The organism is Cohnella mopanensis (assembly GCF_022352055.1).
Classification (GTDB): Bacteria; Bacillota; Bacilli; order Paenibacillales; family Paenibacillaceae; genus Cohnella; species Cohnella mopanensis.
Map to the genome: position 1 here is coordinate 156,389 of NZ_JAKRWM010000013.1, position 12,344 is coordinate 168,732.

General features: G+C 45.6%; 9 protein-coding genes. 7 read left to right on the forward strand and 2 right to left on the reverse strand.

What is annotated here, in order from left to right; all coding sequences use genetic code 11:
• Positions 1 to 195 precede the first annotated feature (195 nt).
• Positions 196 to 6,513 (forward strand): S-layer homology domain-containing protein, encoded by a 6,318-nt coding sequence (locus L3D05_RS19220; RefSeq protein ID WP_239617941.1) that lies wholly within the window; start codon positions 196 to 198, stop codon positions 6,511 to 6,513.
• Positions 6,514 to 6,632: 119 nt separating this feature from the next.
• Here the strand turns inward: L3D05_RS19220 and L3D05_RS19225 are convergent, their stop codons facing one another.
• Positions 6,633 to 7,106 carry a DinB family protein gene (locus tag L3D05_RS19225; RefSeq protein ID WP_165921128.1) on the reverse strand — a complete coding sequence of 158 codons (474 nt, stop codon included), beginning with the start codon at positions 7,104 to 7,106 and terminating at the stop codon, positions 6,633 to 6,635.
• A gap of 249 nt (positions 7,107 to 7,355) precedes the next feature.
• Between L3D05_RS19225 and L3D05_RS19230 the strand changes: the two genes are divergently transcribed.
• From L3D05_RS19230 to L3D05_RS19245, 4 genes are all read left to right on the forward strand, one after another.
• Positions 7,356 to 7,949 (forward strand): TetR/AcrR family transcriptional regulator, encoded by a 594-nt coding sequence (locus L3D05_RS19230; RefSeq protein ID WP_239617942.1) that lies wholly within the window; start codon positions 7,356 to 7,358, stop codon positions 7,947 to 7,949.
• Positions 7,950 to 8,208: 259 nt separating this feature from the next.
• Positions 8,209 to 8,598, forward strand: a complete 390-nt coding sequence (locus tag L3D05_RS19235) for a DNA-3-methyladenine glycosylase family protein (RefSeq protein ID WP_239617962.1) — start codon at positions 8,209 to 8,211, stop codon at positions 8,596 to 8,598.
• Positions 8,599 to 8,753: 155 nt separating this feature from the next.
• Positions 8,754 to 9,701: a helix-turn-helix transcriptional regulator gene (locus tag L3D05_RS19240; RefSeq protein WP_239617943.1), complete on the forward strand. Its 948-nt coding sequence runs from the start codon at positions 8,754 to 8,756 to the stop codon at positions 9,699 to 9,701.
• A gap of 85 nt (positions 9,702 to 9,786) precedes the next feature.
• The gene (locus L3D05_RS19245; RefSeq protein ID WP_239617944.1) at positions 9,787 to 10,191 is read left to right on the forward strand and encodes a VOC family protein; all 405 of its coding nucleotides are present in this window, start codon (positions 9,787 to 9,789) and stop codon (positions 10,189 to 10,191) included.
• On the opposite strand, the gene L3D05_RS19250 is transcribed toward L3D05_RS19245, so the two are convergent.
• Complete coding sequence (locus tag L3D05_RS19250) at positions 10,175 to 11,086, reverse strand: helix-turn-helix transcriptional regulator (protein WP_239617945.1); 912 nt, start codon at positions 11,084 to 11,086, stop codon at positions 10,175 to 10,177. The genes L3D05_RS19245 and L3D05_RS19250 overlap by 17 nt on opposite strands.
• A gap of 101 nt (positions 11,087 to 11,187) precedes the next feature.
• Here L3D05_RS19250 and L3D05_RS19255 point away from each other — a divergent pair, with 101 nt between their 5' ends.
• Entirely contained in the window at positions 11,188 to 11,652 is a 465-nt protein-coding gene (locus L3D05_RS19255) for a VOC family protein (RefSeq protein ID WP_239617946.1), read from the forward strand.
• A 119-nt stretch (positions 11,653 to 11,771) separates the two neighbouring features.
• A complete protein-coding gene (locus L3D05_RS19260) occupies positions 11,772 to 12,341 on the forward strand; it encodes a YdeI/OmpD-associated family protein (protein ID WP_239617947.1) in 570 nt (189 codons plus the stop codon).
• Positions 12,342 to 12,344 lie beyond the last annotated feature (3 nt).

Here is a 12,344-nt window from a genome sequence, read left to right on the forward strand (position 1 = left end):
TTGGTGAATGCGATTCGAACTTATTCCGGCCGAGGTAAGTGCCAAGGATGAGGACTTACTTACTTTTTGGGACAGTCTATAAGTTTGTCTAAATATTAATAAATTTAATATAGCCTTTATATTAAGGCCTAATGGACTTTATAAACTGAGATCATAATTAGTCTGATGTTTATTATGAGAGGAGACTTCTTTGGCGTGTACAGAAAAAAAACATCTATGTCTAGACTCGTGTCTGCAATGTTAGTCGTAATTCTAGCAGTTTCTGCAATCGCAGCGCCTATGAGCGCATGGGCAGCAGCGCCCGCGGCGATACCGTCGCAAATCACGTTGGCTATAGGTGGAGGCGCAGAAGCCGGTAAGACGGCTATGGCTTTCAACTGGGTTACGGATCCGACGGTTACTGTTTCAGAAATCGTTTATGGCACATCTCCTGATCTAACCGGTGCTGCAACAAAAAGCGCCACAATCACCGCAGTGAATACTTCGACTGTGACGGGTAGCGTTCCGGACAACAAGCTGGTTAACGTTAAAGAGGTTATTACCTATCGTGTAGTTGTTCAGGATCTGACACCTGAAGCCACGTACTATTACAAAGTAGGAAACGCAACCAACGGTTATTCCGCGATTTCCAGCTTTACCGCTCCCGCAGATCCAGCTGCTAATAAACCGTTTTCTTTTTTGATCACTCCTGATACGCAGGGAACATCTCCAAGCACGTATCAAAACACCGCCGACTTGTACGATTACATCAAGGCGAACCATCCGGATGCTGCGTTTCTCGTACATAATGGCGACGTAGTTGAGGATGCGAGTTTTTCGGACCACTGGCAGTATTTCTTTGATGCAGCTCAAAACCTTTCTAGCACAATGCCGATCATGGCTACCCCAGGTAATCATGACAATTCAATCTATGACCAAGATTCCATTCAATATACGAACAGATTTAACTATACATCTTTGCGGAGACCAAGCGGTCTGTCTTCGGCAGCTGTTGGGACTGTATATTCATTTGAATATGGAGACGCTTTGTTTATCTCCCTTAATTCTTTTGGTCTTAATTCCAGCGATGATGCTGTACAATGGCAATTTCTGGCTGATGAAGCGGCAGCATCGACTAAAAAGTGGAAGATCGTAAATCTTCATGCTTCGCCTTATGACCCGGGCTCAAGCCACTATGCAGTGGACAATGTAATCGGTAAAAAGTTTACCGATGCTGAAATCGATCTGGTTCTCGCCGGTCACGAGCATGCCTATGCCAGAACAACAATAAAGACAAACTCAACTGCGTCGGGCACAGGAAGCATTCAAAAAGCGAAGTTCGGCGAAGCGCCTACCTATGTCATAGGCGGATCGGTGTACAATTACGCGTACAGCTTGAACGCCACCAAAGACACTTCGTGGAACGACTTCTTCTATGATCTTCGAATCAACAAAACAAATCCAGGCGGCGGATCCATCTATTCACCAGGCGTATACAGCAGAGCTGAGGTTACAAGCAATTCGATCATTTATAAAACGTATTATAAAGCGACAGGCTCTGACAAACCGTTCAAAGTCATCGATGAATTCACCATTACCAAATCGGGGGGCAACATCACCCAGCCGATAGGCGGCGGTCAAGAGCCTACCTCGGTGACATTTATGTTCGACAACTTTAATGAAGAAACACGTAAGCCGGAAAAAGACAAGTACATTGCCCGCTTTAACTGGGTAACTCCGGTAACAACGAAGTCAACGCAGCTCTTTTATGCGAAAAAATCGGACTTTGACAATAACGGCCACATTTTTACAGATTTTGTGATGGGGACCAATTTTACAGTAGACTTGAGGAAAAACATTGAGAATATGAAGTATACGGGAGCTGGGATGGAATACTCTGTCGACCCGGTTCAAAGCCATAAGGCAGAAACGGCGGTCCTCGAGCCTGATACGGAATATGTGTACAGCGTAGGCGACGGCGCCCAAAATGTGACGAGCGTTACAGCGCCGGCCAGCTTCAAGACACCTGCCAGCAATATCGATACGTTTAACTTCAACTGGATTTCCGACGCCCAAGCAAACGACACTAATGGCTATGCAGCAACGCTCGATAGTTATAATCAAATGAGCAAAAAAGCGCTGACGCAAGCCTTTACGGATTTTCCGGATGCGGCGTTTGTCCTGAGCTCGGGCGACCAGGTCAACTTTGGTTTCGACACATGGGAATGGGATGCATTCTTCGAGGCCAACCAGGATTTGTTCTCGAGAGTGCCGCTCTATATGGCGACGGGCAATCATGAGTTCGATGGAGCGGGTAACAAATGGGCAAACAACAGCTGGGCTCCTGTGGACCCCACGCTGCAGAACTTTTTAGGCCGCCACAATCCGCCTAAGAATGGCGCATCCTTCTACGGTGGCGGCGACGGCACTGAGCGCATGGTTTCAGGTACGACGAAATTGCAGCTCGAGTCCAGCAACTACTATTTTGTGTATGGCGACACGCTGTTCTTGGTTATGGATTATCAGGATCAGAGCACCCCTGCACAGATCAAAGCACAGCAAGACTGGATGAAGGCCGTCGTGAAGCAAAATCCGACAAAATGGCGCGTTGGCATGTTCCACAAAACGCTGTTCGGATATCGGATGCCCACCCCTATAGCCACCTGGACGGACGCTTTTGATGAAGCAGGCATTGATGTGGTGCTGATGGGACATGACCATATTTATGCCCGGACTAAGCTTTTCGCGAGCGGCAAAGTCGTTGCGGATTACGGCGACGGAACAACCTATCTGACGAACTACTCTGCAAATAAAGACAACCGCGGATCGAATTATAATCCAAACCCTGGAAACCCTGCCATTGCGTACATCGACATAAGAGAAGTCGGACGGGGATATGCCAATATTTCGATTTCGCCTGATGAAATTAGAGTGACAAGCAAAGGTTTCGATAAAAACGATGACCTGCAAACCGGGGATGTCGACGTGCTGGTTACCAACAAGCCTCGCACTTATGATTTGCAGGGCTGGAAATATCCGGCAGTCCCACAGGAGACCAACGAGTTTACGCTCACGAATATTGCCGTTAATGGGATAGCCAAAGAAGGACAAACATTGAATGCCTCGATTACGCCGGCGGGCGCTACCGCATCCTTCAAGTGGGAAAGCTCCAAGGACGGTTTGGCGTGGACGGCTATTGCAGGAGCAACAGCATCGCAATATACGATTAAAACGGCGGATGTCGGTTCGTATTTGCGCAGCATCGCGACGGGAACAGGTTTTTATAACGGCGTCGTAACAAGCGTAGCTACGGCTAAAGTCACGCCGCTTGCCGGCAGCGGCTCGGCAAAAATAAAAATCAAAACAGCAAGCGATTTGGTTGCACTGTCACAGAAATTTGGCACGCCTGAATATCCGAATGACGGGAATTATGAGTTGTCGGCTGATATCGATATGACAGGTGTTTCATTTGAATCGATCGGCAGAGACACAATTCCAAAACCGTTTATTGGAACATTTAACGGAAAAGGTTATTCCATTCGCAATCTCAAAATATCGTCCACCGATTCTAGCACCGGCTTCTTTGCCTATATCGGTACTAGTGGCAAAGTCGTAAATCTTAAATTGGAAAACGTAGACATTACCGGCATTAATAGAACTGGGATCATTGCAGGAGTATCGAGCGGGACGATTGAAAACAGTTATGTGGACGGCAAAGTAACCGGCGCCGGTTACACAGGCGGTATAGTAGGACTGCTCTATGCGGGCACTTTGCAAAACAATGTCATGAACGCAGATGTTAGCGGGACTACAGTAGGCGGCTTAATTGGAGGCACGAATTATAACGGTTCCGGTTGGTCACTTGATCAACAAACAACTGGAAATGTAATTCTGAACAACAGCGTGAGAGGTACGGTTACAAGGATCGGCACAAGTCAATATACCGGTGGCATTGTCGGTGATATGGGCGGCGGTTCGGGCAGCGTGCTCCAAACCTTAAATGGTAATGTAGTCTCATCTGAAATTGTTGGAAATCCTACGAAGCTGCTCGCAGGCTATTGGTCAGGCAGTAGGCCGATCGTCGACTCCAATCAAAAGAACTACTATGACAGCACCAAGTTAAATACAAGCGGTCTGCCTTCAGGAATCGTCCCTGTTTTTGCAGCAAAGTCGGCAGCTGATTTTGTACAGCAAGCAACTTACGAGTCCTTGGGATGGGACTTTACAAACGTTTGGAAATGGGATGAGACGAATAACGTACCTGTGCCGCGCGTACTTGATCTTGGCGGTGGCGGCTCAGAAAAAATAAGAATTAAAACAGCAAGCGATTTGGTTGCATTGTCACAGAAATTTGGCACGCCTGAATATCCGAATGATGGAATTTATGAGCTATCTGCGGATATCGATATGAAGGATGTGGAGTTTTCCGCGATCGGCGGAAACGACACTTCAAAGCCATTTATAGGCACATTCAACGGAAAAAGATTTACGATAAGCAATCTCAAAATCTCGTCCACCAATAGCAGCACCGGCTTCTTCGCTTATATCGGAACTGGTGGCAGAGTCGTAAATCTGAAACTGGTGAATGTCGAGATCACCGGCGGCAACAGCACAGGTGCCATTGCAGGAACTTCCATGGGCACGATTGAAAACAGCTATGTGAGCGGTAAAGTATCCGCTGGAGGCAATACTGGCGGTATTGTAGGAACGCTCCATGCAGCTACACTGAAAAATTCCTTCATATCTGCAGATGTGAGTGGAACTACGGTTGGAGGCTTGATTGGCGGTACCAATTGGAATGGTGCAGGTTCGCCTATTCCCGTTCGATATGAGAATTCGCCAACCGTAATTCTGAATAACTATGTGGGTGGAACGTTTAATAAGCTTGGCACATATTCCGGTGCCCTGGTTGGGGATATGGGCGGTTCTTCAGGTAATCTGCTCCAAACCCTAAATGGAAATGCGGTAGTTAATGCAATTAATGGGTCCGCTCCAGGTCCAATTGGAGGGTATTGGTCCAGCAGCAGGCCGATCGCCGACTCCAATCAAGTCAATTACTATGACGGCGCGAAGTTAAGCACTAGCGGATTGCCTTCAACGGTTGTTCCTGCATTTGTATCCAAGCCCGCTGCTGATTTTGCGCAGCAAGCAACCTACGTGGCCTTGGGATGGGACTTTACGGACATTTGGCAATGGGATGCAACGAATAAAGTACCCGTGCCACGAGTGCTTGATCTTGGCGGTGATGAAGAAGATGAAGGGACGATCTCTGCTCTAACTGTTGATGGCGGTGCGATTAAAGTAGACGGAGCTACAGTAGGAAGTTCTGCAGAGGTCGAGGAAGGCTCGACTGTTATCGTGACTGCAACTGTTCCAAACGGAAAACGCTTTGTCAAATGGACAGCGGAAGGTCTTGCAAACGAAAGCTATATCGACAATCCATTGACATTTGCGATGCCGGCTAACCAAGTTACCTTGACGGCTGTGTTTGAAAGCTTGCCAACAGATACTTCAGGTGGCGGCGGCGGAGGCGGTGGAGGTACACCGCCAGTTAACGACAATACGCAAAAGTTCCCTGCAGGTCAAGGCGGTACGGCTCAGTTTGCCAACAAAGCCGTTACGATTACACTGCCCGCAGGAGCAACTGACAAAGAATTGATTATAAAGGTTGAGAAGGTTGTAGATACTTCGCAGCTTGTAACCGACAAAGAAGTTCTCTTGAGCCCAGTGTACGAGATCTTGAAAAACTTCACGGAGAACTTCAAGAAGCCGATCACGATCACCCTATCGTTCGATCCGAAATCTGTCGGCGCGAACCAATTCGCTTCTATCTTCTACTTTGACGAAGCGAAGAAGGTGTGGGTAGAAATCGGAGGCAAGGCGAGTGGCGATCGAATTACGGCGGAAGTCGATCATTTCACCAAGTTCGCGGTATTCGCCGTAGATAAGAAAGTGGAAGAAAAACCTGAAACTAAGCCTGAAGAGAACGTCGAAGTTAAGTTCAGCGACATTGTTGGCCACTGGGCGGAAGCAAGCATTAAGCTGGCTGCGGCGAAGGGCATTGTCGGCGGCTATACCGGTGGTACGTTCAAGCCAAAGGGCGAGGTTACCCGCGCCGAGTTTACAGTCATGCTGGCTCGTATGCTGAACCTGCAAGGCAACGGAGCTGTGCTTGAGTTTACCGATAAGGCAAGCATCGGCGCGTGGGCGAAGCAAGGAATCGCTCAAGCTGTGCAAGCTGGAATCGTAAAAGGTCTCGGGGATGGCAGCTTCAAGCCGAATGCGAAGATCAGCCGTGCCGAGATGGTGACGATGATCGCGAATGCGCTTGGTTTGGCCAACAACTCGAGAGCAAAAACCGCATTTACGGATGATGCCGAGATTCCTACATGGGCGAGAGCGGCAGTTGACGCAATTGTGGAGAACGGCATCGTTCAAGGCATCGGCGGCAACAAATTCGCTCCGAAACAAACTGCAACAAGAGCCGAAGCGGCGGTTGTTCTGCTTAATGCGCTCACGTTCGTCAATAAGTAAATTTTCATCCAGTCTTAAAGCCAAGCCCCCGGCACTTCAGCCGGGGGCTTGGTGCTGTCTTTGATGGCATTCCAACTCTGATGGAGGTTCAGATTGCTTATGGGATAATTCGATGAAGGTCAAACTGACCATGAACCTTGCATTCTACGGATGAAGATGATTTGACCGGTATGGTAGATGTCGTGGAGAACAAGATTCGATACCGATTGGTCAATCGTGACCCCATCTAATTCGCTCAGCAAATCTTGATCGCTCAATGCTGAAAGCTTCTCACGAATGCTTGTGTGTATATGTTTCAATTTTTCAACTGTTTCCTGCCACTCTTCCTCTCTAATCACACGGGTGCCCGCATCAAAACTTGTGTCTGTTGATGGAGCGTCTGTCGAACCTGTCAGGCTAGACAGCAACTGTGACTTGTAGAATAAGATGTGGTTGACCAATTCCTTGATCGTATTCATCTCTTTCCCATCCATTCTCCAGCATGCCTGTACAGCTGTTAACCCTTGCAGTGCGCGTTCAAGCGGGGGAAACCAGCCGCTTTCCTTGTCAAAGCAGGCATCCCATGTACTTACTAGTTTCTCTGTTGTCGTCATTTGAATTCCCTCCATTTTTAAATTTAAAAAAGACAGACTGTGTAATGCACCGGAATATATACGGTACTGATCTGTACCTTTTCGATGATCATACAGCTATTTGAAAATTTTGTCAAATTCATAATTTCAGTATATTACTCGTAAAAATTGACAATTCTCAGTGTAGTGGCTATTATTAAAAGGGACTGTTCTGTACCTTTTAATATCAAATTTGTTCATTATTCAATTAATTAATTGGCGGGTGATTTCATGCCAAGAGCGACAGCGAAAAATCGAATTCTTCAAGTGGCATCGGATTTGTTTTACAGAGAGGGTATCCGAGCCGTCGGAATTGACCGTATTATACTGGAATCGGGCGTTGTCAAATCGAGCTTCTATCGGAATTTTGCATCTAAAGACGATTTGGTTGCGGCTTATTTGGAATATCACGAAGATCTGAATGCGAAAGATTTGGAGGAAGTGCAGCTTCAACATCCGAATTCAAGCGCAATGCAGTTGCATGCTCTCATTGACCGATTTGTAGAGAAGATGACAACACCCGGATATCGTGGTTGTCCCTTTGTAAATACAACAGTCGAATTTCCGGACTCCTCCCATCAGAATCATATAAGGGCGGTCAAAGGTACGGAAGAAAACTGGAACCGCATCGCAAGATTAGCAGAAGAGGCTGGTGCTGCTCGTCCATTTGAAATGGCAGAATTATTACGTATGTTATGTAATGGGGCTATTATGCTTTCTTACATGAAAAAGTCCGATTTTAACCCCGATATATTCTCAAGAGCGGCTCATACGCTCGTTGATTCCCACTTGTTCAGTTGGACTGTAACAAGAAAGGATGATTAAATTGCGATATCTCTTCGATATTAACCCATACAGCCATTGTGTACGTGAATTATGCAGCAACGATCCTTTGCTGGACAAGCTGATAAATCGGATCGGAAATATCTGCATACCAAATCAGCAGGATGGATTCAACTATCTGGCAAGATCGTTAATCGGCCAACAGCTTTCGGTCAAAGCCGCAGAGACAATCTTCCGCAGAGTTGAACAGATATGAGAGACGATAACGCCAGATACCATCCTAGCCGCAACGGAGGAGAGTCTGCGTTCTGCGGGATTATCTAAGAACAAGTTCGCCTATATCCGGAACACCGCCGAATGTGTGAAAGAAGGCTCTCTCGATTTTCATGCGTTTCAAAACATGGACGACGAGGAAGTCATTCGTTTATTGGTCTCAATAAAGGGTATTGGTCGGTGGACCGCAGAGATGTTTCTCATTTTCTATTTAGGAAGACAGGATGTCTTGTCATTTGGGGACAGTGGACTTAACCGTGCTGCGGAATGGCTTTATTCATCCGAAGAGAACGACAGCAAATCTCAATTGAAACGTAAACATGTCGAATGGAAGCCTTATTCTACTATCGTATCCCTATACCTCTGGGAGGCAGTCAATATCGGTTTGGTTCAAACGAAATCGTTTACGAACAATTAATGATCAGAAACCGAAGTCAGATATAAAACATTGGCAATCTTGCGCCGCGACGTACTCCTTACGCTTTTTTCGCCGTTATCCCCGTTAAGCTGAACCGTACCACAAGTAATGGCAAGTTTTTAGTGAACAGCATTAAGTTTCAAGGGGGGCAGCCAATGAACAAAACAGACCGTTTATTAGCCATCGTTCTGGAGCTGCAAAGCAGAGAAGTGGTACGGGGCGAAGATTTGGCGGACCTATTCGAAACCAGCGTGCGGACCATCTATCGTGACATTCAGGCACTTAGTGAAGCGGGCGTGCCGATTATAGGCGCCCCAGGCACAGGATATTCCTTGATGAAAGGCTATTTCCTGCCGCCGATCAGTTTCACGGTAGAAGAAGCCGTGACCTTGCTTATAGGAACGGACTTTATCGAGCAACGATTTGATGATGAGTATCGTGTCAGGGCTCAAGCCGCTCGGAGGAAAATCGAGGCCATTCTATCGGAGAGCGTTCGCAATGAGACCTCTCGTGTGCGCAAGGCGCTGCGCTTGCTCACTCCCGGTAAACGGGTCGCGCTGTCAAAAGAAAGGGAATATTTCGAAAAGATCCGTCGAGCAATATTAGATGAACGAAAGATCAGATTTCATTATTCGAAAGGGATTGGGGATTCCAAGGGGAATCACCATAGTGATCGTACCGTCGCTCCCTATGGCCTGGTACTCGTTGAAGGATCTTGGATGCTCGTGGCTCGATGCGATCTACGCCAAGACATTCGCCATTTCCGTTTGTCCCGAATGACCGAACTTATCGATTTGGAAGAACGATTCGAACTACCGGCGCATTTTAACTTAAGGGAGTATACCCCTCCGGATGATCGCCACTTGCGAGTTCGCCTTCGGTTTAACCATGACATCGCAGATAAGGTGAAGGAATCGAACTATCATTACATGGAGGATATGGAAGAGCATCAAGATGGATTGCATGTGGTCTTACGCGTTCGTCAACTGGATGAATTGCTGCAATGGGTGCTTGGCTGGGGAGCGGGTGTAATAGTATTGGAACCTGAATCATTCCGAAATCGGATTCGCGAGGAAGCCCTAAAAATGTTAAAACGCTACTGACATAACGTTGTCAGTAGCGTTGTTTTATAATCGGGTATGTAAACGTACGGTATTGTTTCATTTATTATAGGAAGGATGATATCTTGTGAATTTCGCTTCTGTGCGCATCATTACCGACGACGTGGATCGTCTCGTCGAGTTCTATGAGAAAGTTATGGGTGTTTCGGCGGAGCGCCTCGCGCCCGTTTTTGCCGAACTCGTTGTGCCATCATGCACCCTGGCAATCGGCCACTCCCAGACGGCGCAACTATTCGGCGCTGGTTCCGTAGTGGCGGCCAACAATCACACTGTCATCATCGAGTTCCGCGTCGACGATGTCGAAGCCGAATACGCGCGCTTGAAGCTATTTGTTGATGATTGGGTAAAGGAACCGACCACGATGCCGTGGGGGAACCGTTCTGTGCTTTTCCGCGATCCCGACGGCAACCTCGTTAACCTCTTCGAGCCGGTGACCGAGGAAGCGATCAAACGGTTCAGCGGTAGGCGTTGATCATTTTAATTAAATAATTGCGAAAGTCTTCAGCATATGTTTTGGGCTCAACGATTGTTAAATTTGTACCGAAACTTGCTAAAAATTGAAATCCCGTACTGTTTTGAGGGACATTAATCGTTGCTAAGAAAAATTCAGAACTATAGTCTCCGATACTCTTTCGACCGTACCTTTCAATGAATTGATCTTTTATGCTAGGCGAAATCAACGCCTTAATAGCGACTAGTTCCGGTTGATAACTTGCTTCGCGTTCTTTTCCTGACAAATAATCTCTAGGGTGAAACGTTCTTTCATCTAGAGTAAGATGATCGATCCGAGATAATTTAAACGTTCTATATCCCTGACGATGTAAACAGAATCCTATCAAGTACCAACTCGTTTCGCTAAAATGAAGCTCATAAGGCTCAACCAATCTATTCGTCATTGTGCCATTTTTATCTATATAATCGAATGAAACGAGCTTTCTCTTTAATATGGATTCTTGACATGTTTTCAAGATTTGAAGAATTTCAGACCGACCCTCCCACTCATAGAATGACAGTTGAATTGAACGATTTAGAGACAATGGGCTTACCATTGCCTCTATTTTTTTTATTGTCATTTCAACTTCTTCGCTAACTAGAATTTGTTCCAATCCGCTCAACGCAGTTAATATATTCTCTAAGTCGGAGCTACTTAAAAGACGTTTATCAACCTTGTATTCATCCAAAATACCGTAGCCGCCATTAACTCCATTGATAGAATAGATCGGGATATTGGATAAACTCAGTGTTTCCATATCGCGAAGAATAGTTCTTTTGGAAACGTTAAATAATTGCGCAAATTCCTTTGATGAGACGACATCTTTTTTCAGCAATATCATGATTATAGAAATTAGTCTCTCAACCTTGTCCATATGTCCTCCACTTTTTCTCTACTTAATCCAATAATGGTGACATAATGCTGTCACCTTTTATGGATTATACTACATTTATCACAAGAAGGAGGTATTACCTTATGTCAGCTATTGCATACTTAAACTTTGATGGAATTTCAGAACAAGTGATTGAATTTTATTCGGAGGCTTTAAATGCGAATGAAGTAAAAAAAGTTAAATTCAAGGATCTGCCACAAGATCCAAATTACCCGCTGCCAGAAAATGAATTAAATATGATCATGGAGTCTTCAATGGAATTTGCAGGCGGGAAAATAATGCTGTCGGATCTTTTGCCTTCAATGAAGAGGGTAACAGGCGAGCTGGTGAAAGGAAATAATGTACTGATTAGTCTAGTCATCGACGACAAACAAAAACTGGAACAATACTTTAATAATTTGTCTGTTGGCGGTAATGTTATGATGCCGCTATCCAATACTCCTTGGTCTTCGTGCTTTGGAATGCTGGTTGATAAGTTTGGGGTTTCCTGGAAATTTAACAGTGACGCAGATAAGTTCCTTGATAAAGTGATTTCCAATAATAAATAACGCATTCTAAAAATGGTCTTGCAATTAAAGGCCATTTTTTAATGTGTGTTTTGTCTTATACTCATTAGACGACCAGTGTGCGGCGACCATCGCTTTAGAAAGGAGGACGTATTTTCTCTATGGAAATTGAAAATCTGATTCCAGCAAAATCGAGAGAAGATCTAAGGGAGTGGCTACAGGAAAATGGTAAGACTAAAAAGTCTTGCTGGGTCTTGGTTAGTATGACGCCCACCTCTAATATGTTGTTATATTTGGACGCGGTCGAGGAAGCTTTGTGCTTTGGATGGATCGATGGAGTCAAAAAGAAAATTTCTGAAACGGAGCTGGCTCAGAGGCTGTCTCCTAGGAGTAAAAAAAGTTCATGGACTGAATTAAATAAAGAGCGTGTCCGCCGCCTCGAAAAGTTGAGGTTAATGAGAGACGAAGGAAGAAGGGTTCTTCCTGATATGGATCGAAATTCCTTTACAATAGATGAAGATATTGAGCGAAGGCTGAAAGAGGAAAAGCAAGTATACGACAATTTCATTTCATTTCCAGATCTATATAAAAGAGTTCGGATCGACACGATACAAAGCAATAAGAATCAGCCAGAATTGTTTGGGAGCAGATTAGACAAATTCATAACAAACACTAGAGAAAACAAAATGTACGGTCAATGGAACGATAATGGACGTCTACTAGATTATTAAGCC

What these genes read in the sequence shown, in the direction of transcription:
- L3D05_RS19250 (WP_239617945.1), bottom strand. Translation starts at nt 11,086, where the DNA reads ATGGACAAGGTTGAGAGACTAATTTCTATAATCATGATATTGCTGAAA.
- L3D05_RS19240 (WP_239617943.1), top strand. Translation starts at nt 8,754, where the DNA reads ATGAACAAAACAGACCGTTTATTAGCCATCGTTCTGGAGCTGCAAAGC.
- L3D05_RS19255 (WP_239617946.1), top strand. Translation starts at nt 11,188, where the DNA reads ATGTCAGCTATTGCATACTTAAACTTTGATGGAATTTCAGAACAAGTG.
- L3D05_RS19225 (WP_165921128.1), bottom strand. Translation starts at nt 7,106, where the DNA reads ATGACGACAACAGAGAAACTAGTAAGTACATGGGATGCCTGCTTTGAC.
- L3D05_RS19260 (WP_239617947.1), top strand. Translation starts at nt 11,772, where the DNA reads ATGGAAATTGAAAATCTGATTCCAGCAAAATCGAGAGAAGATCTAAGG.
- L3D05_RS19230 (WP_239617942.1), top strand. Translation starts at nt 7,356, where the DNA reads ATGCCAAGAGCGACAGCGAAAAATCGAATTCTTCAAGTGGCATCGGAT.